This window comes from Variovorax sp. VaC1 (genome assembly GCF_043658315.1).
Taxonomy (GTDB): Bacteria; Pseudomonadota; Gammaproteobacteria; order Burkholderiales; family Burkholderiaceae_C; genus Variovorax.
In genome coordinates this window covers 177,897-203,375 of the sequence record NZ_JBIGLT010000002.1, presented here as the reverse complement: position 1 = coordinate 203,375, position 25,479 = coordinate 177,897, and the positions used below count along the sequence as shown (strand labels likewise).

The 25,479-nt window shown below is 67.5% G+C and carries 26 protein-coding genes; 15 read left to right on the top strand and 11 right to left on the bottom strand.

Going from position 1 to position 25,479, the window contains the following annotated elements; all coding sequences use genetic code 11:
* Positions 1-149: 149 nt before the first annotated feature.
* From ACGLHS_RS07910 to ACGLHS_RS07900, 3 genes are all read left to right on the top strand, one after another.
* Positions 150-2,222, top strand: a complete 2,073-nt coding sequence (locus tag ACGLHS_RS07910) for a carbon starvation CstA family protein (protein ID WP_394478534.1) — start codon at positions 150-152, stop codon at positions 2,220-2,222.
* A 5-nt stretch (positions 2,223-2,227) separates the two neighbouring features.
* Positions 2,228-2,434: a YbdD/YjiX family protein gene (locus ACGLHS_RS07905; RefSeq protein ID WP_093238419.1), complete on the top strand. Its 207-nt coding sequence runs from the start codon at positions 2,228-2,230 to the stop codon at positions 2,432-2,434.
* A gap of 235 nt (positions 2,435-2,669) precedes the next feature.
* Positions 2,670-4,835: a TonB-dependent receptor gene (locus tag ACGLHS_RS07900; protein ID WP_394478532.1), complete on the top strand. Its 2,166-nt coding sequence runs from the start codon at positions 2,670-2,672 to the stop codon at positions 4,833-4,835.
* Positions 4,836-4,851: 16 nt separating this feature from the next.
* Here the strand turns inward: ACGLHS_RS07900 and ACGLHS_RS07895 are convergent, their stop codons facing one another.
* Positions 4,852-5,760 (bottom strand): LysR substrate-binding domain-containing protein, encoded by a 909-nt coding sequence (locus ACGLHS_RS07895; RefSeq protein ID WP_394478530.1) that lies wholly within the window; start codon positions 5,758-5,760, stop codon positions 4,852-4,854.
* 76 nt (positions 5,761-5,836) lie between these two features.
* Here ACGLHS_RS07895 and ACGLHS_RS07890 point away from each other — a divergent pair, with 76 nt between their 5' ends.
* The 6 genes from ACGLHS_RS07890 to ACGLHS_RS07865 all read left to right on the top strand — a co-directional run bounded on the left by ACGLHS_RS07890 (position 5,837) and on the right by ACGLHS_RS07865 (position 10,933).
* Entirely contained in the window at positions 5,837-6,889 is a 1,053-nt protein-coding gene (locus tag ACGLHS_RS07890; protein ID WP_394478528.1) for a YeiH family protein, read from the top strand.
* Positions 6,890-7,005: 116 nt separating this feature from the next.
* The gene (locus tag ACGLHS_RS07885) at positions 7,006-7,425 is read left to right on the top strand and encodes a sel1 repeat family protein (protein WP_394478526.1); all 420 of its coding nucleotides are present in this window, start codon (positions 7,006-7,008) and stop codon (positions 7,423-7,425) included.
* Between the two features lie 43 nt (positions 7,426-7,468).
* Positions 7,469-7,837: a hypothetical protein gene (locus ACGLHS_RS07880; RefSeq protein WP_093238427.1), complete on the top strand. Its 369-nt coding sequence runs from the start codon at positions 7,469-7,471 to the stop codon at positions 7,835-7,837.
* Positions 7,838-7,844: 7 nt separating this feature from the next.
* Positions 7,845-8,633 (top strand): AraC family transcriptional regulator, encoded by a 789-nt coding sequence (locus ACGLHS_RS07875; protein ID WP_394478523.1) that lies wholly within the window; start codon positions 7,845-7,847, stop codon positions 8,631-8,633.
* Positions 8,634-8,749: 116 nt separating this feature from the next.
* The gene (locus tag ACGLHS_RS07870; RefSeq protein ID WP_394478521.1) at positions 8,750-9,706 is read left to right on the top strand and encodes an alpha/beta hydrolase; all 957 of its coding nucleotides are present in this window, start codon (positions 8,750-8,752) and stop codon (positions 9,704-9,706) included.
* Positions 9,707-9,832: 126 nt separating this feature from the next.
* Positions 9,833-10,933 (top strand): alpha/beta hydrolase, encoded by a 1,101-nt coding sequence (locus ACGLHS_RS07865; RefSeq protein ID WP_394478519.1) that lies wholly within the window; start codon positions 9,833-9,835, stop codon positions 10,931-10,933.
* Between the two features lie 129 nt (positions 10,934-11,062).
* On the opposite strand, the gene ACGLHS_RS07860 is transcribed toward ACGLHS_RS07865, so the two are convergent.
* The gene (locus ACGLHS_RS07860) at positions 11,063-11,275 is read right to left on the bottom strand and encodes a DUF1127 domain-containing protein (RefSeq protein ID WP_394478517.1); all 213 of its coding nucleotides are present in this window, start codon (positions 11,273-11,275) and stop codon (positions 11,063-11,065) included.
* Positions 11,276-11,364: 89 nt separating this feature from the next.
* Between ACGLHS_RS07860 and ACGLHS_RS07855 the strand changes: the two genes are divergently transcribed.
* Positions 11,365-12,267 (top strand): LysR family transcriptional regulator, encoded by a 903-nt coding sequence (locus tag ACGLHS_RS07855; RefSeq protein WP_394478515.1) that lies wholly within the window; start codon positions 11,365-11,367, stop codon positions 12,265-12,267.
* 85 nt (positions 12,268-12,352) lie between these two features.
* On the opposite strand, the gene metC is transcribed toward ACGLHS_RS07855, so the two are convergent.
* The 4 genes from metC to ACGLHS_RS07835 all read right to left on the bottom strand — a co-directional run bounded on the left by metC (position 12,353) and on the right by ACGLHS_RS07835 (position 17,023).
* Positions 12,353-13,558, bottom strand: a complete 1,206-nt coding sequence (metC, locus tag ACGLHS_RS07850) for a cystathionine beta-lyase (RefSeq protein WP_394478513.1) — start codon at positions 13,556-13,558, stop codon at positions 12,353-12,355.
* Between the two features lie 40 nt (positions 13,559-13,598).
* On the bottom strand, positions 13,599-14,627 hold the full coding sequence (locus ACGLHS_RS07845) for a Bug family tripartite tricarboxylate transporter substrate binding protein (RefSeq protein ID WP_394478511.1): 1,029 nt from the start codon (positions 14,625-14,627) through the stop codon (positions 13,599-13,601).
* A gap of 95 nt (positions 14,628-14,722) precedes the next feature.
* The gene (locus ACGLHS_RS07840; RefSeq protein WP_394478509.1) at positions 14,723-16,318 is read right to left on the bottom strand and encodes a rhodanese-like domain-containing protein; all 1,596 of its coding nucleotides are present in this window, start codon (positions 16,316-16,318) and stop codon (positions 14,723-14,725) included.
* A gap of 114 nt (positions 16,319-16,432) precedes the next feature.
* Positions 16,433-17,023 (bottom strand): hypothetical protein, encoded by a 591-nt coding sequence (locus ACGLHS_RS07835; RefSeq protein WP_394478507.1) that lies wholly within the window; start codon positions 17,021-17,023, stop codon positions 16,433-16,435.
* Between the two features lie 105 nt (positions 17,024-17,128).
* Between ACGLHS_RS07835 and ACGLHS_RS07830 the strand changes: the two genes are divergently transcribed.
* Positions 17,129-18,001 carry a LysR substrate-binding domain-containing protein gene (locus ACGLHS_RS07830; protein ID WP_093238442.1) on the top strand — a complete coding sequence of 291 codons (873 nt, stop codon included), beginning with the start codon at positions 17,129-17,131 and terminating at the stop codon, positions 17,999-18,001.
* Positions 18,002-18,031: 30 nt separating this feature from the next.
* Here ACGLHS_RS07830 and ACGLHS_RS07825 read toward each other — a convergent pair whose 3' ends face one another.
* The 3 genes from ACGLHS_RS07825 to ACGLHS_RS07815 are packed head-to-tail and all read right to left on the bottom strand — an operon-like array spanning position 18,032 to position 20,450.
* Positions 18,032-18,862: an urease accessory protein UreD gene (locus tag ACGLHS_RS07825; protein WP_394478505.1), complete on the bottom strand. Its 831-nt coding sequence runs from the start codon at positions 18,860-18,862 to the stop codon at positions 18,032-18,034.
* A 32-nt stretch (positions 18,863-18,894) separates the two neighbouring features.
* Positions 18,895-19,416 (bottom strand): nucleoside deaminase, encoded by a 522-nt coding sequence (locus ACGLHS_RS07820; RefSeq protein ID WP_394478503.1) that lies wholly within the window; start codon positions 19,414-19,416, stop codon positions 18,895-18,897.
* Positions 19,413-20,450 carry an ABC transporter substrate-binding protein gene (locus tag ACGLHS_RS07815; protein ID WP_394478501.1) on the bottom strand — a complete coding sequence of 346 codons (1,038 nt, stop codon included), beginning with the start codon at positions 20,448-20,450 and terminating at the stop codon, positions 19,413-19,415. Before ACGLHS_RS07815 ends, ACGLHS_RS07820 begins: the two co-directional genes overlap by 4 nt.
* 343 nt (positions 20,451-20,793) lie before the next feature.
* On the opposite strand from ACGLHS_RS07815, the gene ACGLHS_RS07810 reads away from it, so the two are divergent.
* Positions 20,794-21,876 (top strand): Rieske 2Fe-2S domain-containing protein, encoded by a 1,083-nt coding sequence (locus tag ACGLHS_RS07810; RefSeq protein WP_394478499.1) that lies wholly within the window; start codon positions 20,794-20,796, stop codon positions 21,874-21,876.
* Between the two features lie 320 nt (positions 21,877-22,196).
* Here the strand turns inward: ACGLHS_RS07810 and ACGLHS_RS07805 are convergent, their stop codons facing one another.
* Complete coding sequence (locus ACGLHS_RS07805; RefSeq protein WP_394478497.1) at positions 22,197-23,498, bottom strand: D-amino acid dehydrogenase; 1,302 nt, start codon at positions 23,496-23,498, stop codon at positions 22,197-22,199.
* A gap of 128 nt (positions 23,499-23,626) precedes the next feature.
* Here ACGLHS_RS07805 and ACGLHS_RS07800 point away from each other — a divergent pair, with 128 nt between their 5' ends.
* From ACGLHS_RS07800 to ACGLHS_RS07790, 3 genes are read left to right on the top strand one after another with little or no spacing between them, the layout of a single operon-like run.
* A complete protein-coding gene (locus tag ACGLHS_RS07800) occupies positions 23,627-24,094 on the top strand; it encodes a winged helix-turn-helix transcriptional regulator (RefSeq protein WP_093238451.1) in 468 nt (155 codons plus the stop codon).
* Positions 24,095-24,119: 25 nt separating this feature from the next.
* Positions 24,120-24,605: a GNAT family N-acetyltransferase gene (locus tag ACGLHS_RS07795; RefSeq protein WP_394478495.1), complete on the top strand. Its 486-nt coding sequence runs from the start codon at positions 24,120-24,122 to the stop codon at positions 24,603-24,605.
* Positions 24,606-24,637: 32 nt separating this feature from the next.
* On the top strand, positions 24,638-25,039 hold the full coding sequence (locus tag ACGLHS_RS07790) for an OsmC family protein (RefSeq protein ID WP_093238454.1): 402 nt from the start codon (positions 24,638-24,640) through the stop codon (positions 25,037-25,039).
* A gap of 40 nt (positions 25,040-25,079) precedes the next feature.
* Here ACGLHS_RS07790 and ACGLHS_RS07785 read toward each other — a convergent pair whose 3' ends face one another.
* Complete coding sequence (locus ACGLHS_RS07785) at positions 25,080-25,370, bottom strand: winged helix-turn-helix transcriptional regulator (protein WP_394478492.1); 291 nt, start codon at positions 25,368-25,370, stop codon at positions 25,080-25,082.
* Positions 25,371-25,479 lie beyond the last annotated feature (109 nt).

Genomic DNA, 25,479 nt, shown 5'->3' with positions numbered 1-25,479 from the left:
GGCCCGCAGGCATTGCACTGCGGCGTGGTCGGCTGATTATTCGGGTTTTCCATTACGCAATGCCACGCAAGCCGCCCACGCGGTCCGACGGATGCGCCCGTACCCCCGTCCGGCAAGACTCCCCGGTTCCATATCGAGGAGACATCCCCATGCACAGCATCCGCCGCCACCTGGTGTGGCTGGTCGTGGCCGTGGTCGGCGCATTTGCGCTCGGCACCGTGGCCCTGACCCGAGGTGAAAGCGTCAACGCCCTCTGGGTCGTGACCGCTGCGATCTGCACCTACCTGATCGCCTACCGCTACTACAGCCTCTTCATCGCCGACAAGGTGCTGGGCCTGGACGGCAAGCGCAAGACCCCGGCGCACCGCCACAACGACGGGCTGGACTACGTGCCGACCGACAAGAACGTGCTGTTCGGCCATCACTTCGCGGCCATCGCGGGCGCGGGCCCGCTGGTGGGACCGGTGCTGGCCGCGCAGATGGGCTACCTGCCCGGCCTGCTGTGGATTCTGGCGGGCGTGGTGTTCGCGGGCGCGGTGCAAGACTTCATCATTCTCTTCATCTCGACGCGACGCGACGGCCGCTCGCTGGGCGACCTCGTCAAGCAGGAGATGGGCGTGGTGCCCGGCATGATCGCGCTGTTCGGCACCTTCATGATCATGATCATCATCCTGGCGGTGCTGGCACTGATCGTGGTGAAGGCGCTGGCCGAATCGCCGTGGGGCACCTTCACGGTGGCGGCCACGGTGCCGGTGGCGCTGTTCATGGGCGTGTACCTGCGCTTCATTCGGCCGGGGCGCATCGGCGAGGTGTCGCTGATCGGCTTCGTGCTGCTGATGCTGGCCATCTTCGGTGGCCAGGCCGTGAGCCAGAGCGCCGAGTGGGCGCCGCTCTTCACCTTCGACGGCAAGGCGCTCACGTGGATGCTGGTGGGCTACGGCTTCGTGGCCGCGAGCCTGCCGGTGTGGCTGCTGCTGGCGCCGCGCGACTACCTCTCGACCTTCCTGAAGATCGGCACGATCATCGCGCTGGCCATCGGCATCGTGTTCGTGATGCCCACGCTGCAGATGCCGGCCATCACGCAGTTTGCGCAGGGCAACGGCCCGGTGTGGTCGGGCAGCCTGTTCCCGTTCCTGTTCATCACCATCGCCTGTGGTGCCGTCTCGGGCTTCCATGCGCTGATCTCCTCGGGCACCACGCCCAAGATGCTCGACAACGAGCGCCATGCGCGCTTCATCGGCTACGGCGGCATGCTGGCCGAATCCTTCGTGGCCGTGATGGCACTGGTGGCGGCTTCGTGCATCGAGCCGGGCATCTACTTCGCGATGAACAGCCCGGCCGCGCTGGTGGGCAGCACCGCGCAGCAGGCCGCACAGACCATCTCGAGCTGGGGCTTCGTCATCACGCCCGAGATGCTGATGCAGACCGCCAAGAACGTGGGCGAAACCACCATCCTCGGCCGCGCAGGCGGTGCACCGACGCTGGCGGTGGGCATGGCCCACATCCTTCACCAGGTGATCGGCGGGCAGGCCATGATGGCCTTCTGGTACCACTTCGCGATCCTGTTCGAGGCGCTGTTCATCCTCACGGCGGTCGATGCCGGCACCCGCGCGGGCCGCTTCATGCTGCAAGACCTGCTGGGCAGCTTCGTGCCCGCGCTCAAGCGTACCGACTCGCTGCCGGCCAACCTGATCGCCACCGCGCTGTGCGTGGCGGCCTGGGGCTACTTCCTGTACCAGGGCGTGGTCGATCCGCTGGGCGGCATCAACACGCTGTGGCCGCTGTTCGGTATCTCCAACCAGATGCTGGCGGCCGTGGCGCTGATGCTGGGCGTGGTGGTGCTGTTCCGCATGAAGCGCGAACGCTATGCGTGGGTGGCCATTGCGCCGGCCGCATGGCTGCTCGCCTGCACGCTCACGGCGGGCTGGCAGAAGATCTTCTCGGCCGACCCGAAGATCGGTTTTCTCTCGCACGCCGCGAAGTACACCGAAGGCCTGGCCAACGGCGTGCTGGTGGCGCCGGCCAAGACGCCCGAGGCGATGTCGCGCATCGTCTTCAATGACCGGCTCGACGCGGCGCTGTGCGCGCTCTTCATCTTCGTGGTGCTGAGCGTGCTGGTCTACAGCATCAAGGCCTGCATTGCGGCGCGGGCGGCCAACCGGCCGACCACGCACGAGACGCCGTTCGAGCCGATGGGCGCTGCCTCGTCCGCCGCCCACTGAACGCCATGGGCCTCGCATTGCCGGAAGCCGGGCGCTACTTTGCGCGCTCGCTCAAGCAGTCGCTGCGGCTCATGGTCGGGCTGCCCGACTACGACGCCTACCTGACCCACATGGCGGCCACCCACCCGGACCGGCCGCCGATGAGCTACGAGGTTTTCTTCAGGGAGCGGCTGGAAGCGCGCTACGGCGCGGGCAAGGGCCGCTGTTGCTAGTGGCGCGGCGGCCCATGCGGGCGCCGGCCACAAAGACGACACATTTATAATCATTTGGTTCGCGCGATGCGATCCCTTTGCTGCAAGCCCGGCCCCGTGCCGGCGCCGCGCGGCAGAGGCACCCAACCCAGATTTTTCCAGGCAGGGCACATCCGGTTTCTCCACTTGAGAGGTGGCGAAACGGCATGTCGCTTCGCGATTTACACAAAACAAATCGCCCTGAGGGAAATCAACCATGTCCGTTCGTTCGCCTGCGCCGCGCTTCCGGCTGCGCCATCCATCCTTGTTCCTTGCCGTGCTCGCCGCCCTGAACGGCGCCGCGCATGCCCAGCAGAGTGCCGGCGGCACCACGCTCAAGGAAGTCACCGTCAGTTCCGAGCAGGACGCGGGCTACGCCCCGTCCACCAGCAGCACGGCCACCAAGGGCAGCGCGCCGCTGCGCGACATTCCGCAGGCGGTGAACGTGCTGCCGGCACAGCTGCTGCGCGACCAGGGCGCGACTTCGATGCAGGACGCGCTGCGCAATGCGCCCGGCGTGTCGTTCAACGCGGGTGACGGCCAGCGCGACCAGGTGGTCATTCGCGGCTTCTCGGCCATTGCCGACTGGTTCGTGGACGGCGTGCGCGACGACGCGCTGTACTTTCGCGACCTCTCGGACACCGAGCGCATCGAGGTGCTGAAGGGCCCGGCCGCCGTGCTGTACGGGCGCGGCTCGTCGGGCGGCCTCATCAACCGCGTGACCAAGAAGCCCGTGTTCGAGCGTCCCTTCGGCGAGGTCTCGCTCGGCCTGGGCTCCCACGACTTCAAGCGGCTGACCACCGACCTGAACACGCCCATCGGCGAGAACATGGCGTTTCGCCTGAATGTCGCGCGCGAGAAGTCGGGCAGCTACCGCAACCAGCAGTTCATCGACCGCTACAACATCGCACCGTCGCTGGCGATCAAGTTCAGCCCGCAGACCGACCTGCTGCTGCAGTACACCAACGCCTACGACCAGCGCCTGACCGACTTCGGCATTCCCGCGCTCAATGGCCGGCCGGTGAACGTGCCCATCGGCACCTACTACGGCTCCGCGTTCGGCAAGCGCGACGACACCACCACGACCCGCGTGCAGTCGTTCACCTCGACGCTGAACCACCGCTTCAGCGCATCGCTCGACCTGCGCAACGTCACGCGCTACTACACCTACAAGCTCGACCGCTTCAACACCCTGCCCAGCGGCACCACCGACCCGGTGCGCATGACGGTGGGCCGCACGCGCGGCTTCGTGGACCGCGACGAAAGCGGCTGGTTCAACCAGACCGAACTGACCTGGCGCAACAACCTCGGCGGCTTCAAGCAGGAGTGGCTGCTGGGCGCGGAGTTCGGCAAGCAGGACAAGCGCCTGTACTCGGTGTCGTCGGCCACTGGCTACGAGCGCGTGAGCATCCTGAACCCGATGAGCGCGCCGGCGCCCATTCCGCTGGCGAGCTACCAGGCGGCCAGCGCGATCCCGAGCAACTCGACCTTCAAGACGGCCGCGATCTACGCGCAGAACCAGATCACGCTGGCGCCGCAATGGAAGGCGCTGGTCGGTGGCCGCTACGACGTGTTCGGGCAAGAGACCTCGTTCGAGCGCACGCAGGCGCCCATCGAACGCACCGACCGCAAGTTCAGCCCGCGCGCGGGCGTGGTGTGGCAGCCGAGCGAAACGCAGTCCTACTACGTGTCGTACAGCCGCTCGTTCCAGCCTTCGGCCGAAACCTTCGCGCTGTCGACCGCCATCGCGGCGAACGACCCCGAGATCACCGTCAACAAGGAAATCGGCGCCAAGTTCGACTTTCTCGACGGCGCGCTCAACTTCACCACCGCTGTCTTCAACCTCGAACGCTCGGGCATGAAGAACACCGACCCGGCCAACCCCGCCCGGCAGATCAACGTGGGCACGCAGCGCACCAACGGGGTCGAGCTCGCGCTGGCCGGCAAGCTGCCGGGGCGCTGGGACATCAGCGCGGGCTATGCGTACCTCGACGGGCGCATGGTGAAGTCGCTGGCCACGGTCAGTTCGCTGCAACTGCCGGTGGGCGCGGCGCTGCCGGTGCAGGGCAAGGTGGCGGCGCTTACGCCGCGCCACTCGGCCTTCGTGTGGCTCATGAAAGACCTGGGCAACGGCCTGAGCGCCGGCGGTGGCGTGAACTACGTGGCCTCGCGCTATGCGTCGCTCAGCAACCTGGTCACGCTGCCGGGCTACGTCACGGCCGACCTGGCGGCCAGCTACAAGACCGAGCGCTACGAGCTGTCGGTGAACCTGAAGAACCTTACCAACAAGAAGTACTACGTGTCTGGACACGGCAGCGTCGACAACCTGATCATGCCCGGCGCAGGGCGCGAGCTGCAGGTGATGCTGACCGCGAAGTTCTGACGGCTGGCGTCGTTCCTCAGGCCCGCTGCGCGCGGGCCAGTGCGCCCTTGCGCTCCAGCAGCTCGACCATCTTGAGCGCGGCGGGTGCAAGCGGCCGGTTCTTCAGCGCGAGCCGGTAGAGCGGGCGCGAGAAGGTGGCGCCGCCCGCCAGCTTCAGCTCGCGCAGCGCGCCGAGCGCGAGCATGTCGGCCACCACCACGCGCGGCAGCATCGAGATGCCGACACCGCTGGCCACCGTGCGCGCAATGGCCTCGTTGCTGGCCATTTCCATCCAGGGCAGGGCGGCGATGCCGTGGGCCTCGCACAGCGCTTCGGTGGCCTGCCGCGTGCCCGAGCCGGGCTCGCGCAAGATCCAGTTCTGGCGGCCCAGCGCTTCGGCCGTCACCGCGCGGCGCGGCAATGTCGAGCCCGGCGCCACCACCAGCGTGAGCGGGTCGGCCTTCCATTCGCTGACCTCGATGCGCTCTTCATCGACGCGGCCTTCCACCAGCGCCAGGTCGATGCGGCATTCGAGCAACTGCTCGCACACCCACTGCGTGTTGCCGACCGTCACGCGCGGCACCACGGCGGGGTAGGCGGCGCAGAAGGCCGCGACATAGGGCGGCAGCCAGTAGCTCGCGACCGTGGTGCTGGCACCGATGGTCAGGCTGCCGCGCTGCACGCCGACGCGCGCACGCACATCGTCGAGTGCCGCGCGCTCCATCGCGAAGATGCCGCGCGCATGCGTGAGCAGCGAGGTGCCTGCCTCGGTGAGCCGGAAGCCCTTGCCGGCGCCGCGCTCGATCAATGTCAGGTCGAGCTGGTGCTCCAGTTCGCGGATGCCCTTGGACACCGCCGGCTGGCTGATCCACAGCCCTTCGGCCGCGCGAGAAAAGCTGCCCGCCTCGGCCACCGCGACGAAGAGGCGCAGCAGGTGCAGGTTCATTGCCATAACTTCATTTCATGCATCGGTGAAGTTTATGTCTTTGACTCATGGGGCGTCCATTCCTAACCTCGGGGCCATGGATTCCCTTGTTGCCTCCTTGCCCGGTTTTTCTTTCGTTCGCAGCCGTGGGCCCGGCCTGCTGCTCGCGGCCCTGCTGGCTGCCATGGCAGCGCTGCTGGCGCAGTGGGGGCCGATGCTGCAGATGGGCCTGAGCGCAATGACGCTGGCCATCGCGCTGGGCATGCTGGTCGGCAACACGGCCTTCCCTTCGGTGGCGGATCGCGCAGGCGCGGGCGTGGACTTTGCGCGCAGCGTGCTGCTGCGCGCGGGCATCGTGCTCTACGGTTTTCGCATCTCGCTGCACGACATTGGCGCGGTCGGTTGGCCCGGCCTGCTGATCGGCATGGCGATGGTGGCGCTGACCTTCGGCATCGCCGTCTACGTCGGCACGCGCTGGCTCGGGCTCGACCGGCAGACCGCCGCGCTGATCGGCGCGGGCAGCGCCATCTGCGGTGCTGCGGCGGTCATGGCCACGCAGCCCGTGGTGCGCGGCGAAGAGCACAAGGTCTCGATCGCCGTGGCCACGGTGGTGGTGTTCGGCACGCTGTCGATGGTGCTGTACCCCTTGGTGTTCCCGTACCTCGGGCTTTCGGAGCATGCCTTCGGCCTGTTCGCCGGATCGACCATCCACGAGGTGGCGCAGGTGGTGGCCGTGGGCGAAACCGTCGGCCCCGCCGCAGCCAACGCGGCCGTGGTCGAGAAGATGCTGCGCGTGATGATGCTCGCGCCGTTCCTCATGTGGCTGTCGTTCCAGTCGGCCGCATCGATGAAGGGCGCGACCAGCTTCAAGGCCTGCTGGAAGCAGGTGCGCATTCCGTGGTTCGCGGTGCTGTTCATCGCCGTGAGCGCCGTGCATTCGCTCGACGTGCTGCCGCATGCGCTGGTCGAAGGGCTGGTGCAGCTCGACACGCTGCTGCTGGCCACCGCCATGGCCGCAATGGGCTTGCGGACCAGCGCTGTGAGCCTGCGCCGTGCCGGTGTGCAGCCGCTGAAGCTGGGGGCGCTGCTCTTCGTGTTTCTCACGGTCGGCGGCTACTGCGTCAATGCGCTGGTGCTGTCGATGTTCTGAGCCTCGATGCGCCTGTGGGGCTCAGGCGGCGACTGAGGCAGGCTGCGTGAATTCCAAGTTCTCTTTCGCGGGGCTTCGCGCCACGATGGCATCCACGTCACTCGTGGAGAACATCGATGTCATCCGAACTCAACCAGATCGCCAGCTGGTCGCTGCGCTGGCGCATTTTTCTTTCAGGCGTGCTGTTGCTCGCTGCGGCACTCGCCGCGGCCAAGCCCTTCGACGCGAACACCGATCTGCAGGCCGAACAGCGCTTTCAGCTCGCCCTGGAAGCGCAGGCCGACCGCGACTACGGCACCATGCTCGACCAGTTGCGGCAAGCCGCCTCCGAAGGCCATGCCGAGGCGCAGGAGATGCTGGGCATGGTGCTGCTGACCGGCCAGACGCTGTACGGCCCGGCGGTGAAGGCTGACCGCTGCGAAGCGCGGACATGGATGCTCCGGGCCGCAGAACAGGGGAGTGAAACGGCGAAGGTCCAGCTGGCTTTTCTGAACAGGCTGCGCGGGTCGCCGGCGGGCAAGAGCGCCTGCGGCTGAACGGGTGGGCGGGGCTCGGTCAGAATCCGGGGCTAGCCGCCCCATGACCTCGCCCGCCACGCCACCCCATCGCCGCCTGCGCCAGACAGGCATCGTCATCCTCATCGCCGGCTGGATCGTCGCGGGCATTCTCTTTCTCGTCGCCGAGCGCAATGAAGACGTGAAGGCTGCCGACCAGCGCGTGGTGAACGGGCAGGTCTACACGGTGCCGCTGGACGCATCGAAGCGCGAACTGCAAGAGGTCGAACGGATGGGCGGCAAGGCGACCGTCTGGATGGTCGAGTCCGAGGCCTGGCTCGGGTCGCTCTTTCATGGCAAGCGGCTCGCCTACACGCTGGCGGTGTTGTCGACAGCGGTGGCGGGCGTGTGCATCTATCTGGCGGCCTTGGCGGCGGAAGAGGTGGATGCGTAGGGATCGCATGACCTCGCCCGCCAAGAGCACCCATCGGGCCGACTACGAAAACGCCCCGGCCGCGCTGGGCGTGATGCCCAAGACCTATCCGGATGGCTGGGACACCGGGCGGCATAGCCATGACAGGGGCCAACTGGTGTATGCCCCCGTGGGCCTGATGGAGCTGGCCACCGCCGACGGGCTGTGGCTGATTCCGCCGCAGCACGCACTATGGATACCGCCCCATACCCAGCACGCCATGCGGGCCCGGGGCACGGTGTCGATGCAGAGCCTTTATGTGCGTGCCGACGCGATTCCCGCCGGCTTTCCCCGCAAGCCGCAGACCCTGCGCGTGTCGCCCTTCCTGCGCGAGCTGATCGGCCGCGCATCGACCATCGCCATCGCGCACGACGAAGACGGGCACGAAGGACGCGTGCTCTCGCTCATCCTCGGCGAGATCGACTGGGCCAGGGACGCCGTCGAGCTGGGCCTGATGAGCGCCCGGGACGCACGCCTGTCGCGCGTGTGCAATGCCCTGCTGGAGCGGCCCGGCGACGCGCGCTCGCTGGCGGAATGGGCCCGCGAGGTCCATGTGTCGGAGCGCACGCTGGCACGCCTTTTCAGGCAGGAGTTCGGTGTGACCTTCATCGGATGGCGCCAGCAGGTCCGGGTGCTGGCGGCGCTGCCGCGCCTCGCATCGGGCGAGGGCATCACGGCGATCGCGCTCGAACTGGGCTACGAAACACCGGGCGCGTTCACTCACGTGTTCCGCCGCTTCATGGGCGTGCCGCCCAGCAAATACCTGCGGCAGCGCTGAAGCCCGGCACGCCGGCGCGGCTGGCCGTGTCCGATTCGGCGCAGAAGTCGGCAGCTTCGGGCAAGCGTGCGGGAAGAGGGCTGCCCACACTCGGGGGCATGTCGAACCGAGACCCCATGTCCCATTCCTGCACGCCCTTCGCGGCAGCCCATCCAGCCCCACCCTTTGTTCGCAAGGACGTCGATTTCGATGCCGACGGCATCACGCTGCGAGGCTGGCTGTACCAACCCGTCGAGCCGGCGCCGCACGAACAACGGCACCCGCTGATCGTCATGAGCGGTGGCTACGGCACCACCAAGGAGATGTTCACCGACCTCTTCGCCGAGCGCTTCGCCGGCGCCGGCTTCATGGTGCTGCTGTACGACCATCGGGGCTTTGGCAGCAGCGACGGCGCGCCGCGCCGCGAGATCAACCCCTGGCAGCAGATCGAAGACATGCGCCACGCCGTCACCTTCGCGAGCGGCTTGTCCGAAGCCGATGCGCGGCGCATCGGCGTCTGGGGCAGCAGCTACAGCGGTGGCCATGCCATCGTTCTGGCGGCCACGGACCGCCGTGTGAGATGTGCCGTGGCGCAGGTGCCGACGGTCAGCGGAACGCAGTCCGCGCTGCGGCGCGTCAACGGCGAGGCCGAAGCCCGGCTGCTGGCCCGTCTTGCCGACGACCGCCAGCAGCGGGCGCGGGGAAGTGCGCCCCGCATGCTGCCGATCATGGGCGATGCAGGTTCCGAAGCCGTCTACAAGACGCAGGAGGCGGTCGATTGGTACACCGCCGCCTATCGCCGCGCGCCGCAACAGGTGCCCGAGGTCAGCCTGCGTTCCGTGGAATGGTCTCGTGCCTACAACCCCGGTGACTACATCCAGCGCGTGAGCCCCACGCCCTTGCTGATGGTGGTGGCCGAGCGCGACACCGTCACGCCCGCCGACCTTGCGCTGCTGGCGTACAACCAGGCGCTGGAGCCCAAGGCCTTGACGCTGTTGCCGGGCTCGGGGCACTTCGACCCGTACATCAAGGACTTCGAGATCGCTTCCACGCAGGCGCTGGATTGGTATCGGAAACACCTCGGTCACCGCTGAAAGATCGTGCGTTCGCACAGTTGGGGTTTGAACGGAGGCCCACGACGCAAGCACGGTGAGAGCATGACGGCGCCCCTGCGAGGCCCGGGACAGGCTCATCCATCGAAAGAACTACAGAGGAAGACAATGAACTTCAGGCTCACCTCACAGCTCGCGTTGTTGCTCGCGGCCGTCGCGCTCACCGCCTGTTCGCAACTGCCTCCAACCTATGCCGAGAAGGCGGCTGCGCAAGGCACGGCCAATGCGCAGGCCGGTGCGCGGCGCTCTCCGGCGCAGGTGAGTCCGGTTCCGACGAACGAGGTCAGCCCGCAGATGCAGGCGTTGATCGGCGGCGGCTACCCCGGCCACTTCAACGCGGCGCCCAAGGACGCAGCCGAGTGGAAGGCGCTGGTCAACAGCCGTGCCGCGCCCGTCGTGGCGATGATTCCCGCGCTGAAGGAAAAGCTCGGCGTCTCCGTGCAGGCCACGAAGATCGCCGGTGTGAACGCTTTCATCGTCACGCCCCACAAGATCGCGCGCGGCAACGAGAAGCGGCTGCTGATGCACGTGCATGGCGGCGGCTATGTGTTCGGCCCTGGCGAATCCGCCTTGCCCGAAGCGATGCTGCTGGCCGGCTTCGGCGGCTTCAAGGTCGTGTCGGTCGACTACCGCATGCCGCCCGACTTTCCTTATCCCGCGGCCATGGACGATGCGATGGCCGTCTGGAAGGAACTGGTCAAGACCAACAAGCCGCAGAACATGGCGGTCTTCGGCACTTCGACGGGCGGCGCGATGACGCTGGCGCTGGTGCTTCGCGCGAAGGCCGAGAGCGTGCCGCTGCCCGGCGCCATCGCACCGGGAACGCCGTGGTCCGACATCGCGAAGATCGGCGACAGCTACCAGACCAATGAATGGATCGACAACGTCCTGGTGACCTGGGACGGCTGGCTGGGGCGCGCCGCGCTGCTGTATGCCGCGGGGCGCGACCTGAAAGACCCGCAGCTGTCGCCGATCTACGGCGACTTCAAGGGCTTTCCACCCGCGATCCTGACCACGGGCACGCGCGACCTGTTCCTGTCGAACACGGTGCGCACGCATCGCAAGCTGCGGCGCGCCGGCGTCGAGGCGGAACTCAACGTGTACGAAGGGCAGTCGCACGCGCAGTACGGGATGAACCCGGATGCGCCCGAGACCCGGGAAGCATTCGGTGATATCGCGCGCTTCTTCGACAGGCACCTGGGGCGCTAGGGCTCCGCTGCGCCACGATCATCGGCGTGAAAAGCAAGGAAGGTCGTGCGCTCAATGCGCTGCCGGCGATGGCCAACGGCCACGACAGGTACCCTTTGCCAGAGCCGCTTCAGCGCCGGTTTCCAAGATTCACGGGCGACCCGATGGCGCCGCGCCAGCCATCCGCAGCAGCCCCGGCACCTCGCTGCGACCGACACCCAGGTCACACAGTTCGTGCTCGCTCATGGCCTTCAGTTGAGATGCGTCCACACGGAGGCGTCGGCGCTTTTCGATACATCGGGCGCCGTCGAAAAGGGCATCGAGGAGCCATTGACGAAATACAACGAGCGTGAGTGTTGCCATGAGGTACTCCCGGTTGGAGAACGATCATCTTCCGGCGAGACGTGCTACTGTGGAAGTTGAGATTTCTGAGCTCACCTTCAGTGTTTCCGATGCGCCACCTCAACCTCGATCAATTGCGCACGCTGATTGCCATCGTCGACCTCGGCACCTTCGCTGCCGCGGCGAAAGCGCTGCACCTGGCGCAGCCCACCGTGAGCCTGCACATCAGCGAGCTGGAGTCGCGTCTGGGTGCGCCGCTCGTGATTCGCGGCAAGGGCCGCATTCTTCCCACCGCGTCGGGCGCCGTGCTGGTCGAGGGCGGTCGAAAACTGCTGCGGGACACCGAAGACCTCGTCGATGCGACCCGGCGGCGCCATGAAGGGCGTACCGGCCGGGTGCGCCTCAGTGCTTCGACAGGCGTGGTGCTGGACATGCTCACGCAGGTGCTCGAGGCACTCGAAGCCGAGCACTCGGAGATCGATGTCGAAGTGAGCATTCTCGTCACCAGCGAAGCGATCGCGCGGCTGGCCGCCGGCACGCTCGACATCGGGTTGGTGGCGATGCCCGCACCGGTGGTCTCCGGCCTGGTGGTTTCGCCATGGCGCGAGCAACCGATGATGGCCTTCGTGCCGCAGCGCTGGAAAGCACCCAAGCGCGCCACGCCGGCCTGGCTGGCCCGCAAGCCGCTGATCTTCAACGAAGCCAATACCTCCATGCACCAGCTCACGGTGGCGTGGTTTGCCGCGGCGGGCCTGGCGCCACGACCGCGCATCGAGCTCAACGTCGATACAGCGGTTCGCAGGCTGGTGGAGGCTGGCTACGGTGCCGCGCTGCTGCCGTCGCAACCGGACGCCGACACGGTGCCGGCCGAACGCGTTCAGATCGTGCCGCTGATGCCGGCGCTGACGTGGCGGCTCGGGGTGGCGCACAGGCCGCGGTCCATGCTCGACGGCGCGACCTTGAATGTGTTGAATGTGCTCGCCGGCTTGGGATCAGCCTCTGCTTCTGCATGAAGCAGCAGCCCTGTCCGCTGATGTGGCTGGGTCGATGGGCGGATAAGAATGGCGGCGATGCGGGAACAGGCAGCGACTGAAGGCCTCAGGCCTTTGCCTTCATCGCATCGAACCCGCGCGCCAGATCCGCAGTCAGGTCCGCCGGCGCTTCCAGCCCGATGTGCAGCCGCACCACCGCGCCGCGCTGGCTCCAGTCCGTCACGCTGCGCGCGGCGCGCATGTTCGTCCAGGCCACCAGGCTTTCATAGCCGCCCCATGACGACCCGCGCCCGAACAGGGTGAGCGCATCGACGAAGCGCTCGACCGCCGCGTTCTCGATGCCGGGTTGCAGCTCGATGGACAGCAGGCCGTTGGTGCCCTGGCAATCGCGACGCCAGATGTCGTGCCCCGGATGCTGCGGCAGCGCAGGGCAGAACACCGTTGCCACTTCAGGTCGCGCTTCGAGCCAATGCGCCACGTCGAGCGCGTGCCGCTCGTGCATCTGCAGCCGCGCTGACAGCGTGCGCATGCCGCGCAGCACCAGCCATGCATCGTCGGGGCTCACGGTCATGCCGAAGGCGTCGCAGCGTTCATTGAGCGGCTGCCAGGCTTCGCGCGTGGTGGCGACGGTGCCCATCATCACGTCCGAATGGCCCGAGAGGTACTTGGTGGCGGCCATCGTCGAGATGTCCGCACCCAGCGCGAGCGGGCGGTACTGCACGCCCGAGCCCCAGGTGTTGTCGGCCGCGAGCAAGGCGCCGCGTGCATGCGCCAGCGCGGCGAGCCTGGGCAGGTCGCACATCTCGTAGACCAGCGAGCCGGGGCATTCGGCATACACCAGCTTCGTGGTGGGCTCGAACAGCGCTTCGATGCCGCTGCCGTCCGCCGCGAAGAACGAACTGCGGATGCCGTAGGGCGCGAGGAACGAATGCACGAGGTTGCGCGTGGGCTCGTACACGCTGTCCGACATCAGCACATGGTCGCCAGGTTTCAGGTACGACAGCAGCACCATGCCGATGGCCGCGAGGCCGGTCGGAAAGAGCCGCGTGCGGTAGGCGCCTTCCAGCTCGCTCACTGCGTCTTCGAGCGCGAAGGTGGTGGGCGTGCCGCGTGCGCCGTAGCTGAAGATGCGCTCGTCGTCGCGCCGCGCACGCGCGTCGCGCATGGCGCCCACGCTGTCGAACAGCACGGTGCTGGCGCGCACCAGCGGTGTGTTGACGGGCGCGCCGCCCGCATAAGACGGCGCTTTGCCGGTGCGCGTGAGCCGGGTGTCGACGGAGAGGCCGGTGGAGTCTTGGTGCGAATCGGACATGGTGTGAAAGCGTGGGCCGGGTCGGGTCTGGTCGGGTGCGTCAGTCTGCCTTGGCCCCCGAGAGTTTGACGATTCGGGACCAGCGGTCAATGTCCTGCCGCAATTGCGCGGCGAAGGCTTCGGACGAGTTCGCCACCACTTCGCTGCCGCCGTCGTTCACGAGCTTGACCACTTCGGGCAGGCGCAGCGCGCGCACGATGGCCTCGTTCAGGTAGGCCACGCGTTCGGGCGGCGTGCCGGCCGGTGCGAAGAAGCCGTACCAGTCTTCGAAGCGTGCGCCGGCGTAGCCCAGTTCCTCGAGCGTCGGCGACTTGGCAAAGACGCCGATGCGGCGTGGGCTGGTCACGGCCAGCACGCGCAGCTTGCCGTTCTGCACGAGGCCCGCGACCGAAGACGTCGAGGTCACGAGCACGTCGACCTGCCCGCCGAGCAGGTCGGTGAGCGCGGGGCCGGCGCCCTTGTAGGGCACGTGCGTCATGGCGATGCCGTCGTCTTTCGAGAGCACCACGCCGACGAGGTGCGACAGCGTGCCGTTGCCCGGCGTTGCATAGGTCACCTTGCCGGGGCTGGCCTTGGCCTTCGCGGCGAGGTCGGCAAAGCTCTTGAGCGGTGAGTTCGCATCCACCACGAGCGCGAGCGGCGCGGCGTTGATCTGCGTGATCGGAATGAAGTTCTTGACCGGATCGAAACCGGCCGACGCATAGAGCGTGGGGTTGACCGCCATGATCGACACCTGCGAGGTGAGCACGGTGTAGCCGTCGGGCCTGGCGTCGGCCACGGCCTTGGCGCCGATGTTGCCGCCCGCGCCGCCGCGGTTGTCGACCACCGCGGCCTGTCCCATGATTTCGGGCAGCCGCGCGGTGACGAGGCGGGCCGTCGCGTCGTTGCCGCCGCCCGGCGGGAAGGGCGAGACGAACTTCACCGTTTGCGACGGAAAGCCGTTGCGCGCGGGCAGCGGCTCGGCCGAGGCGGGCTGCAGGGCCAGCGTTGCGAGCCACGCGGCGGCGACCGCAAAGTGGGTGAAGTGGGCAAGGCGGGCAAGGTGCGGGATGCGGCTGGCAGACGACATGACGGAACTCCTGGGCTGGGAACAGACAACGACGAACGGAAAGCGAAACCGGGGCGGGTGCGGGCGGCCCGCGCAAGGCGAGCCATGCGGTGCACCTAGTGCGATGCGGAGGGACCGGCGGGCAACCGGAAGGCGGCCCGCTCCTGCGCGTCGAGCTGCGCGACGAGGCCCGTCTCCCAGGCGAGGTAGCGGCGCGCGGCCTCCTTGTTGCCGTCGTGCCGGTCGTGCACGAAGAACAGGTAGTCGATGCAGTCGGCGTCGCTGGGCAAGTCGGGCGTGGCCACGACCGGCAGGCCGGCGGCGTGCCATGCGGCCATGCCGCCTTCGAGCAGCAGCGGGGCGGCCGTGTGGCCGGCGAGTTCGGAGGCCGCGGCCCAGGCTGCGAGTGCGGCGTCATCGGCAACCAGCACGAGCTGGCGCGCTTCGCCCTTCACGTCGTTGGCAAGGCGCGGGCGGATCGACCAGCGGGCCTGCGGAATGTGGCCGGCGCGAAACTGCATGCCGGCGCGCAGGTCGACCAGCGCGACATCGCCTCGCGCGAGCCGTGCCGACAGCGTGGGCGTATCGATGGTCGACAGCGCCGGTGCGATGGATGCAGGGGCGGGCGCCAACGACAGGCCGCTCGCAAGCCCGCCTTCGAGCACGCTCGCGTCATGCCCCATCTGCCGCAGCCAGCTCGCGACGGTGGGCGCGCGCACGCCGTCGTTGTCGAACAGCACCAGCCGCGCGCCGCGCACGCCGACGTACTGGTCGCCGGCCTGCATCAGCTGGCCGCCGGGCGTGTGCTGCGCGCCGGGCAGGCTGCCGGCCGCGAACTCCTCGGGCGTGCGCACGTCGCACAGGAACAGGCTGTGGCTGGCATCGCCGGCCCATTGCTGCACGGCCTGCGCCGTGACCGTGGGCACGTCGAAGCGGGTGGCCAGCGCCTTGGCGGCGGGGCGCAGGTCGGTGTTGCCGCTGTCGTCCGCATAGCGCTGCGTGCCGCCGTGTCCCAGTATGTGATTGCCCAGGTACCAGCCCTGCGTGCCGTTCTCCAGCGCGTAGACCGGGTTGGGCAGGCCCAGGTTGATGAGCGTCTGCGCGCCGATGATGCTGCGCGTGCGGCCCGCGCAATTGATGACGATGGGCGTGGTGGTGTCGGGCACCAGCCGGCGCACGCGGTAGGCCAGCTCGCCGTTGGGGCAGCAGGTGGCGCCCGGGATGTTCATCTTGTGGAACTCGCTGACGGGGCGCCCGTCGAGCACGACCACCTTGTCCTGGCGCGCGAGCATCTCGGCCAGCTGGTCGGCGCTGACGCGGGGCGTGTGATAGACCTCTTCGGCCAGTTCGCCGAAGGTCTTCGAAGGCAGGTTGACGCCCGCGAAGAGCACATAGCCCGCGGCCTTCCAGGCGCGCGTGCCGCCTTGCAGCACGTGCACGTCGGTGTAGCCCAGCGCGGCGAGCCGCACAGCGGCGCGTTCAGCGACGTCGGCAGTGCTGTCGTCGCCCGCGTCGTAGGCCACCACCCGCACGCTGCGGCGCGGCACGAGGCGCGGCGCATCGATCTCCAGCCGGCTGAAGGGCAGGGGGATGCCGTAGAAGAGGTGCGCCTCGCCGTACTGGCCATGCTCGCGCACGTCGAGCAACGCAATCTCGTTGCCGTCGTGCAGCCAGGATTTGAGGGTCTTCGGGTCGATGCGGGAGGTCGTCATGGGCAAGGGTGTGTCGGTATCGGTGTCGGCGGATGCGGCGGGACGAGCGCGTCCCTGCGAGGCCGCATGGCGGCCCGCATCCGTGAATTGCGAAGAAGGAGAAGGGAGAGGCGTCTAGCGGCGCGTCTGCACGCCGATGCCCATGGTCTGGTGCGTGCCGGCGGCGAGGTCGTAGGCGGTGCGCTGGTTCAGCGTTTCAAGCGCGCGGCCGTACATGTGCAGGTGGCGAATGACCTGCTCGCCCTGGATCTCGACCGAGTGGATGTCTTCAGGCATCAGCGCGATGCCCGTGCCCGGTGCCACGACGACCAGCGCCGTTTCTTCGAGCTGGCCCACGCCCGGCACGGCGCCGTCGTCGGTGCGTTCGTACACGCGGTTGTGCTCGGTGCCTTCCACGGCCGCGATGCAGGCCCAGGTCGTGTGGTTGTGCGGCACGATCTTCTTGCCCGGCCGCATCACGTTCAGGTAGAGCGCATAGCTCTGGTCCGCGTCTTCGGCAATGAGGTAGCGGGCCTGGTGCTCGCCCGCCTCGGGCGGCGGGAAGTCGGCGGCGCCCCAGTACGCGGTGTGGGCGGCCAGCCCTTGCAGTGCGTCCAGCACCACCGCGAGCTTTTCGCGGGTGGGTTCAGCGCCGCCGATGGTTTGCTTCATGGTGGCGATGGACGCTTCGACGGCCTGGCGGCGCTGCTCGGACGGGGTACTCATGCGGGGAATCTCCTGTGGGGGCTGTTCGGTGTGCGTTCACTGTAGTGACAGGGACGTGACGCAACAATCCAAGTGGCGCAAGAAACACATCAATAGAATTAATGGATGCCCACGCTCGACCTTGAACTGCTGCGCTCCTTCGCGGCCGTTGTCAGCCACCACAGCTTTGCGGCGGCGGCCGTCCACCTGGACCGCACGCAGTCGGCCATCACGCAGCAGATGCAGCGACTGGAAGAGCAGATCGGCCATCCGCTGTTCGTGAAGCAGGGCCGCCAGAAACGGCTGACCGAGCATGGCGAACGGCTGCTCACCTACGCGCACCACATGCTGGCGCTCAACGACGAGGCGCTGCGCAGCATGCGGCAGGGGCAGCTCGAAGGCAACCTGCGCATCGGCGCGCCGCACGACGTGGCCGAAACCATGTTGCCGCTGCTGCTGACCGAGGTGGCGCGCACTTCGCCGCTGCTGCAACTCGACATCCACATCGGCCGCAGCCCCTACCTGATGACCTCGCTCAAGAGTGGCGAGGTCGACATGATCATCTCCAACCGCGCCGACCCGCAGTTCGAGGGCGTGGTGCTGCGCAACTCGCCCACCGTGTGGCTGTGCGCCGCGAGCTACGTGCACGACCCGACCAAGCCGGTGCCGCTCATCATGGCCGACGGGCCGAGCATCTTCCGGCGCATCGGCCACGAGGCGCTCGATGCGGCCGGCGTGGCCTGGACGCCGCGCTACACATCGTCGAGCCTGATCGGCATCAAGGCGGCGCTGCGTGCGGGCCTGGGCGTGACGGCGCGCGGCGTGGAGCAGCTCGATGCGGGCCTGCGCGTGCTCGGCGCGGGCGACGGCATGCCGCGCCTGCCCGACCTGGCGTACTACCTCTACGTGCGCAACCACGTGGTGAACCCGGTCACGCGGCAGGTGTTCGAGACGCTGAAGAAGCACCTGCGCCTGCCCGGCACCGACACGCCGGCCTGACCCCGCCCGTGGCCCGGTGCGGGGCTTGCCCTACGTCGCCCAGATGCGCGGCATGGCAGCCGGCAGTTGCCACAGCTCCCCACGCCATGCCTGCCAGACCTGCCGCAGCAACTGCATCGCGGGTTCGACCACCGGTGCCAGCACGCGCAGCACCACGACCTCGGCATGCGGGCTGGTGACGCCCGCGCTGTCGAACAGGCTGTGCGCTTCGAGCAGTGCGCGTGCCTGTGCCAGCAGCGCATCGCGCCGCGCGCGTGCGATCGGCGAGCCCGCCACGAAGAACAGCGAGGCCATGCAGCGATGGCCGCCCAGCCCGATCGGGCTTTGCAGCAACCGGCGATCGGCCGCGTCGATGCGCCCGCGCTCCAGCCACACGCCGGGCACTTCGATGTGCTGCAGGTAGCTGCCGCGCTCGAAGGGCTGGTTGGCGTTCGGCAGGCCGAGCGCGGTCACGTCCCAGCCCAGCAGTTCGGCACCGGGTTCGACTTCGATGCGCAACCGGTTCTCGGCCTGGCAGCCGCTGTAGCAGATGGCTTCGAGCGGCAGCCATTCGAGCCGCGCGCCGGCCGCCAGCCGGATGCGCGTGCGCTGCAACGCCAGCTCGCCTTCGGAGCGGTAGAAGCGCGAGGCGCCCGGCGTGGTGATCAGGCCGTGGCTGCCATCGGCGGCTTCGATGTCGATGTCGAGCGTGTCGCCACCCACGAGCCCGCCCGGCGGATGCACGAGCACGTTGTGGCAGACGGTGTCGCCTTCGGGGTAGAGGCTTTGCAGGATACGCAGCGGCCCGTCATGCCGGAAACGGGCGACGGTGCGGGCGGCTTCTTGTTGGTAGTCGAGATGGAGACGGGCGTGCCAGGGCATGCGGCGAGTCTAGTGCGCGCTCTTGCGGCCGGTCAGGTCTTCCAGGCCCCGTCGTGCGCGGCACTCGCTTCGTCGATCAACGCCGGGCCGATGCATTCGATTGGATGCGGCGAAGCGCGGAACACGTCGCGGCACGACAGTTCGGCATCGCGCTGGTCCTGCCGCTCGCCGCGGAACACGCGCAGGCGTTCGGCGTCGATGCCGAACACCACGCGGCCGATGTTCGACCAGAAGATCGCGCCCGCGCACATCACGCAGGGCTCGCCCGAGGCATAGAGCGTGGCGCCCGCGAGTTCTTCGCGCGTGATGTTGCGGCCGGCCAGGGCGCGCAGCGCGTTGACCTCGGCATGGGCGGTGCAGTCGCCGGTTTCGTTGTTGCTGTTGCCGGCTTCGGCCAGCACTTCGCCGGCCGCCGAGACGATGACCGAGCCGAAAGGCCGGTTGCCGCGCCGGCGCGCCGCATGCGACCAGACGATGGCCTTGCGCAGGTAGCGGCCGTCGCGTTCGTCGAGCGTGGCTTCTTCGGGGTAGGCGGTGGGGTTGCTGGAGTTCATGCCTTGGTAGGAATCGTTCGTTCGCTGCGCGAGGGGAGCATGGCGCCGTTGAAGATGGCGTCGGACGCAGGCTTGACCTTCAGGCCGAACACATCGGCCACTTCATCGACTTGCTGTTCGAGCGTGAGCTTTTTGATATCGCCGAGGCCATGGCCGCGCGTGTCCGCCGCCCCCACATACTGCGCCGTGACGCCCCAGCGTTCAAGCTCGATCTTCTCGTCGAGGATGGGCTCGCGCTGGCGCATGGCGGCGATGCTGGGCGCCGCGTTGGCAAAGGTCTCGACGATGGCGCGGTTGGTCGCGCGCAGGAAGGCGGCGACCACCTTCGGGTTCTGCGCGACGAGGTTGCTGCCCGCAAGGATCGCGTTGCCATAAAGGTTGACGCCCGCGTCCGCGTACTTCAGCACGGAGAGTTCTTCCGGCTTCATGCGCGCGAAGAGCGAGATGGCCGAGTCGTGGAAGTAGGTGGCGGCATCGACGTCGCCGCGCACCATCACGTTGTCGCGCGCGCTGAAGTCGGTGGTCTGCCACTGGAAGGCATCGGCGCGCATGCCCTGCTTGCGCGCCACCATCGGCCAGGCGCGGCGGGTCGATTCGACGGCGGCGGCTGCCACCTTCTTGCCGGCAAGGCTCTTGAAGTCGCCCGTCACGCCACGGTCCTTGCGGCCGATGATCACGAACGGTGCACGGTTGTAGTACTGGTACACGGCCTGCACCATCGGCGTGCCGGGGTTCTGCGCATTGAACTCGATCAGTGAGCTGATGTCGCCCAGGCCCAGTTGGTAGACGCCGCTGGCGATACGCGTGATCGACGCGACCGAGCCGGCACCGGTGTCGATGCTCACGTCGAGGCCTTCGTCCTTGTAGTAGCCCTTGGCCTGCGCAAGAAAGAAGGGCGCGGTCTGCCCGTTGATGCGGAAGTCGAGCGTGAACTTGAGCGGCGTGAGCTTGTTGCCGCCCTGGGCGAGTACGGAAGGGGCGGCAAGCGATGCGGCGACGGCGGAGGTGGCCGCGAGAAAGGATCGGCGGTGCATGGTGAGCCTCGGAATCGTGGGTCTTGAAACCCCCTGCGTGGAAGGCAGAAGGTGCTTCAAGAGCAATTTCCGGGCGGCGCACTCGGGTGGTGCGTGCGCTGCTGAACGCTTCTACTCTTGCGGGTGGTCATGCAGGAGGCATGCCAAGGCGATCCGCTCGGGCTTTGCGAGAAAGTGCGTGCATCGGCCGCGCGGGCGCGCCACAATCCGGGCGCGCAATTTGCATGGCATCTGGCGCAGAGTAGAAGCGTTCAGCCCCTTGCCTTCACACACCTGAAAGGCATCGCGGTCGGAAATTGCTCTTTCACGTTCGTCCCCACACGCACACAGAAGGAGTCCGCGCATGCTCGTCACCCAACAACCCGTCTTCCGCAAGTTCTGGCATGCCGTCATGCCGCTCACCGAACTGGCCCAAGGCCCCAAGCCTTTCAGGCTGCTGGGCGAAGACATCGTTCTCTTCATCGACGCCGACGGCCAGCCCGCTGCGCTGCGCGACCGCTGCTGCCATCGCACCGCGAAGCTTTCCAAGGGCTGGTGCGTGGATGGCGAAGGCAAGGCCTGCGGGCAGGGCGCCATTCAATGCGGCTACCACGGCTGGACTTACGACCGCAGCGGGCAGGTGATCCGGATTCCGCAGTACGAGGCCGACCGCAAGATCTCGCCCGACTACCGCACCACGGCCTACCGCTGCACTTCGCGTTACGGCTACGCATGGGTGGCGCTGGAAGAGCCCATTGCCGACATTCCGGCGATTTCGGAGTTCGAGGACGCGGGCTATCGAACCATCTTCCAGTTCTACGAGGAGTGGCAGACCAGCCCGATGCGCGCGCTTGAAAACTCTTTCGACAACTCGCACTTCAGCTTCGTGCATCGCGCCACTTTCGGCGTGGCCGCGAGCCCGAAGCCGAGCAAGTACGAACTGGTCGAGAACGACGCGGGCTTCTACGCGGAGACGGTGATCGAAGCGAACAACCCGGTGAAGTTCCACGCGATCAGCGGCGTGACCGATGCGATCACCACGCGCCACATGCGCAACGCCTACTTTCTGCCGTTCTCGCGGCGGCTCGACATCGAGTACCCCTCGGGCATCCGCCACATCATCATCAACTGCTTCACGCCCATCGACGACGGCCGCATGCAGCTGTGCCAATGGCTGTTCCGCAACGACACCGAAGCGGATTGCGCGGCGCAGATGCTGATCGACTTCGACGAAGAGATCACGCGGGAGGACAAGGACATCCTGGAGTCGACGGACCCTGATGCGTTGGTCGATACGCGGCGGCGGGGTGTGGAGTATTCGATGGAGTCGGACCGGCCTGGGATGTTGATTCGCAAGCATCTGATGCAGTTGCTGGCGAAGCATGGCGAGGCTGAGGTTTATCGCGGCATGAACAGCGCGGTTGTTCCTATTGCCAAGGCGGCTTGAGGGGCTCTTGCGCTGTTGTCTTGGGTGCTGTCGTTCGGGGCGCGTGCGAATGACATCGGGTGCTCCCCTCCGCGAATGTCCCCCGCTTCGCTCCTCCTTTATTTCGCTGCGGGGAGCACCCGATGCCATTCGCACAGGGCACGTTGCGGGTGCATCGCCGATCAACGACTGCTCTGAAAACGCTCACGCCGATGGCGTGCTCCCCGCAGCGAAATAAAGGAGGAGGGGCGCAGCCCCGGGGGACATTCGCGGAGGGGAGTACGCCGTCGGCGTGGGCGCCGCCCTGAACCGCAGCGCCCAAACCGCGAGCGCCCCCAGCGTCAGGCCGGCGCAGCCGCAGGGCTAGGACGCGTACCGCGCGACGGGCCTTGCTCGTAGCGGTCCATCCCCAGCCCGTCGGTACGGATCTCCGGCCGCTGGCCGGTCACCATGTCGGAGATCAGCTTGCCCGAGCCGCAGGCCATGGTCCAGCCCAGCGTGCCGTGGCCGGTGTTGAGGAACAGGTTGCCGTAGCGCGTGGCGCCGACGATGGGCGTGCTGTCAGGCGTCATCGGGCGCAGGCCGGTCCAGAAGCTGGCGGCGGGCAGGTCGCCGCCGGGGAACAGGTCGCTCACCACCTTCTCGAGCGTGGCGCGGCGGTTCGGGTTCAGGCGCAGGTCGTAGCCGCCGAGTTCGGCCATGCCGCCCACGCGAATGCGGTTGTCGAAGCGGGTGACGGCCACCTTGTACGTTTCGTCGAGCACGGTCGATTGCGGCGCGAGCGATTCGTCGACCAGCGGCACGGTAAGCGAATAGCCCTTGACCGGGTAGACCGGAATGTCGAGGCCCAGCGACGCGATGGCGGCGCGCGAGTAGCTGCCGAAGGCCATCACATAGCGGTCGGCCGTGAGGATCTTGCCCGTGGTGGTGCGCACGCCGGTGATGCGGTCGCCGTCGGTTTCGAGGCCGTCGATGGTCTGGCCGAAGCGGAAGTCCACGCCCAGGCCGCGTGCGATGTCGGCCAGGCCGCGCGTGAACAGGTGGCAGTCGCCGGTTTCGTCGTTGGGCAGGCGCAGGCCGCCCGTGAGTCGGTCGCGCGCTCCGGCCAGCGCGGGCTCGACGCGGGCGAGCGCATCGCGGTCGAGCAGTTCGTAAGGCACGCCGCATTCTTCGAGCACCGCGATGTCGCGTTGCACCGCATCGAGCTGCGCCTGCGTGCGGAACAGTTGCAGCGTGCCGCCGGTGCGCTGCTCGTACTGCAGGCCGGTGTCGGCGCGCAGCTGCTGCAGGCAGCCGCGGCTGTATTCGGCCACGCGCATCATGCGTTCCTTGTTGATCGCATAGCGCTCGGGCGAGCAGTTGCGCAGCATCGCGGCCATCCAGCGCAGCTGGTAGAGCGTGCCATCGGGGCGGATCGACAGCGGCGCGTGCTTCTGGAACATCCACTTGATCGCCTTCAGCGGAATGCCCGGCGCGGCCCACGGCGTGGAGTAGCCGGGCGACACCTGGCCGGCATTGCCGAAGCTGGTTTCTTCCGCCGGGCCGGCCTGCCGGTCGAGCAGGGTGACCTCGGCGCCGGAGCGTGCGAGGTAGTAAGCCGTGGTGGTGCCGATCACGCCGCCGCCGAGAACGATGACTTTCATGGTGTATCCGCTGATTCAAATGGAATGATGTGAATCTAAAGTGCACAATGCAGTGGATTTCATTGTTTTTGACGGTTTGACGGTGAAATCCACTGCCGAAAAACCTCCAATGCCACGCGCGGAGTGAAATGCCCGAACTCGACCGAATCGACCGCAAGATCCTCGACCTGCTGCAACGCCAGGGCCGCGTTTCCATGACCGAGCTGGCCGAGCACATCGGCCTGTCGGCCTCGCCCTGCGCCGAGCGCGTCAAGCGCATGGAGCGCGACGGCGTCATCACCGGCTACCACGCGCGCGTGTCGCCCGAGGCGCTGGGCAAGACGCTGCTGGTGTTCGTCGAGATCAAGCTGTCGGCCAAGTCGGGCGACGTGTTCGACAAGGTGAAGCAGGAGCTGCTGCACATGCCCGAGGTGCTCGAATGCCACCTGGTGTCGGGCAGCTTCGACTACCTCGTGAAGGCGCGCCTGAGCGGCATGAGCGAGTACCGGCACCTGCTGGGCGACATCTTGAAGAAGCTGCCGGTGGCGGCCGAGTCGCACAGCTACGTGGTCATGGAAGAGATCAAGGAGACCTTGATGCTCGCCGTCGACCGCTGAGCCCCGCGGCTACCATCGCGAGCGCATGCAAGACACCACCGCCATCACCATCCGTCCCTGGCAACTCGCCGACTTCGACGCCGTCAAGGCCATCCTCGACGACACCTTCGCGAGCACCTGGCAGCCGCAGCTCACGCCCGAGGCCCTGCAGGCCTACCGCGAGAGCGGCGAGCCGGTCGGCTACATCGACCAGATGGGCACTGCCTTCTTCGTTGCCGAGATCGACGGCGAGGTGGTCGGCATGGTGCACTGGGAACACGACTTCGTGCATGCGCTGCACGTGCCCACCGCGCACCAGCGCAAGGGCATCGCCCGCGCGCTGATGGCCTTCGCCGAAGACGGCATGCGCGCGGCGGGCGTCGAGGTGGCGCGGCTCGAAACCGACACCTTCAACGAAAGCAGCCAGGGCTTCTACACGGCGCATGGCTACCGCGAGGCGGGCCGCTACCCCGATCTCGAATGGCACAGCGGTTTCACGACCATCCTGTACGTGAAGCCGCTCGCGCCCTGAATGAATTTCTTCCCTTCACCAAGGACACCGGCATGAGCATTTCGATCCGCCGCGACGACACCACCGGCACGCGGCACACCCTCAAGATCCGCAACCACGAGATTCCGGTCGATGCCTCGCCGGAGGGTGGCGGCAGCGATGGCGGCCCGACGCCGCACGACCTGTACGACGCATCGCTGGCCGCCTGCAAGGCGTTGACGGTGCTGATCTACGCGCGCCGCAAGGGCATTCCGGTGGAAGACATCGAGGTCGTGGTCGACCGCGACGACAGCGAAGAACGCAAGGGCGTCTATCGCCTGAAGTCGGGCCTGCGCCTGAGCGGCAACCTCACCGAAACGCAGCGCGACGAGCTGCTGCGCGTGGCGGGCAAGTGCCCGGTCCACAAGCTCATGACCGAGGTGAAAACCGAGATCGAGACCGGTTGGGCCGATTGATCGATCGGCGCAGCACGCAGTAAGCGTGCGGCGCGCACGGTCACTTCGCCGCTTCGGCTTTCTTGCGCGCGGCGTCCACGCGCTTTGCATGGCGGTCGCCCCAGGCGGCCAGCGGGGCGAGCGCCTCGTTGAGCGTGGTGCCCAGCTTGGTCTCGGAATATTCGACGCGGGGCGGCACCTCGTGGAACACCTCGCGATGGACGATGCCATCGGCTTCCAGCTCGCGCAGTTGCTGGATCAGCATCTTCTCGCTGATGCCCGGCAGCAGCCGCTTCAGTTCGCCGAAGCGGCAGGGTTGCGCGTGCAGCTCCCAGAGGATACCGCTTTCCATTTGCCGCCGATGACATCGAATGCGGGGCCAATGCCGCGGGGGCCGGTTTTCTTGGACTTCATGAAGGTTCCGTTACTGACAGGAGAGACGAGAGGGTTGCTTGTGCGTC

What these genes read in the sequence shown, in the direction of transcription:
- ACGLHS_RS07910 (WP_394478534.1), top strand. Translation starts at nt 150, where the DNA reads ATGCACAGCATCCGCCGCCACCTGGTGTGGCTGGTCGTGGCCGTGGTC.
- ACGLHS_RS07905 (WP_093238419.1), top strand. Translation starts at nt 2,228, where the DNA reads ATGGGCCTCGCATTGCCGGAAGCCGGGCGCTACTTTGCGCGCTCGCTC.
- ACGLHS_RS07900 (WP_394478532.1), top strand. Translation starts at nt 2,670, where the DNA reads ATGTCCGTTCGTTCGCCTGCGCCGCGCTTCCGGCTGCGCCATCCATCC.
- ACGLHS_RS07895 (WP_394478530.1), bottom strand. Translation starts at nt 5,760, where the DNA reads ATGAACCTGCACCTGCTGCGCCTCTTCGTCGCGGTGGCCGAGGCGGGC.
- ACGLHS_RS07890 (WP_394478528.1), top strand. Translation starts at nt 5,837, where the DNA reads ATGGATTCCCTTGTTGCCTCCTTGCCCGGTTTTTCTTTCGTTCGCAGC.
- ACGLHS_RS07885 (WP_394478526.1), top strand. Translation starts at nt 7,006, where the DNA reads ATGTCATCCGAACTCAACCAGATCGCCAGCTGGTCGCTGCGCTGGCGC.
- ACGLHS_RS07880 (WP_093238427.1), top strand. Translation starts at nt 7,469, where the DNA reads ATGACCTCGCCCGCCACGCCACCCCATCGCCGCCTGCGCCAGACAGGC.
- ACGLHS_RS07875 (WP_394478523.1), top strand. Translation starts at nt 7,845, where the DNA reads ATGACCTCGCCCGCCAAGAGCACCCATCGGGCCGACTACGAAAACGCC.
- ACGLHS_RS07870 (WP_394478521.1), top strand. Translation starts at nt 8,750, where the DNA reads ATGTCCCATTCCTGCACGCCCTTCGCGGCAGCCCATCCAGCCCCACCC.
- ACGLHS_RS07865 (WP_394478519.1), top strand. Translation starts at nt 9,833, where the DNA reads ATGAACTTCAGGCTCACCTCACAGCTCGCGTTGTTGCTCGCGGCCGTC.
- ACGLHS_RS07860 (WP_394478517.1), bottom strand. Translation starts at nt 11,275, where the DNA reads ATGGCAACACTCACGCTCGTTGTATTTCGTCAATGGCTCCTCGATGCC.
- ACGLHS_RS07855 (WP_394478515.1), top strand. Translation starts at nt 11,365, where the DNA reads ATGCGCCACCTCAACCTCGATCAATTGCGCACGCTGATTGCCATCGTC.
- metC (WP_394478513.1), bottom strand. Translation starts at nt 13,558, where the DNA reads ATGTCCGATTCGCACCAAGACTCCACCGGCCTCTCCGTCGACACCCGG.
- ACGLHS_RS07845 (WP_394478511.1), bottom strand. Translation starts at nt 14,627, where the DNA reads ATGTCGTCTGCCAGCCGCATCCCGCACCTTGCCCGCCTTGCCCACTTC.
- ACGLHS_RS07840 (WP_394478509.1), bottom strand. Translation starts at nt 16,318, where the DNA reads ATGACGACCTCCCGCATCGACCCGAAGACCCTCAAATCCTGGCTGCAC.
- ACGLHS_RS07835 (WP_394478507.1), bottom strand. Translation starts at nt 17,023, where the DNA reads ATGAGTACCCCGTCCGAGCAGCGCCGCCAGGCCGTCGAAGCGTCCATC.
- ACGLHS_RS07830 (WP_093238442.1), top strand. Translation starts at nt 17,129, where the DNA reads ATGCCCACGCTCGACCTTGAACTGCTGCGCTCCTTCGCGGCCGTTGTC.
- ACGLHS_RS07825 (WP_394478505.1), bottom strand. Translation starts at nt 18,862, where the DNA reads ATGCCCTGGCACGCCCGTCTCCATCTCGACTACCAACAAGAAGCCGCC.
- ACGLHS_RS07820 (WP_394478503.1), bottom strand. Translation starts at nt 19,416, where the DNA reads ATGAACTCCAGCAACCCCACCGCCTACCCCGAAGAAGCCACGCTCGAC.
- ACGLHS_RS07815 (WP_394478501.1), bottom strand. Translation starts at nt 20,450, where the DNA reads ATGCACCGCCGATCCTTTCTCGCGGCCACCTCCGCCGTCGCCGCATCG.
- ACGLHS_RS07810 (WP_394478499.1), top strand. Translation starts at nt 20,794, where the DNA reads ATGCTCGTCACCCAACAACCCGTCTTCCGCAAGTTCTGGCATGCCGTC.
- ACGLHS_RS07805 (WP_394478497.1), bottom strand. Translation starts at nt 23,498, where the DNA reads ATGAAAGTCATCGTTCTCGGCGGCGGCGTGATCGGCACCACCACGGCT.
- ACGLHS_RS07800 (WP_093238451.1), top strand. Translation starts at nt 23,627, where the DNA reads ATGCCCGAACTCGACCGAATCGACCGCAAGATCCTCGACCTGCTGCAA.
- ACGLHS_RS07795 (WP_394478495.1), top strand. Translation starts at nt 24,120, where the DNA reads ATGCAAGACACCACCGCCATCACCATCCGTCCCTGGCAACTCGCCGAC.
- ACGLHS_RS07790 (WP_093238454.1), top strand. Translation starts at nt 24,638, where the DNA reads ATGAGCATTTCGATCCGCCGCGACGACACCACCGGCACGCGGCACACC.
- ACGLHS_RS07785 (WP_394478492.1), bottom strand. Translation starts at nt 25,370, where the DNA reads ATGGAAAGCGGTATCCTCTGGGAGCTGCACGCGCAACCCTGCCGCTTC.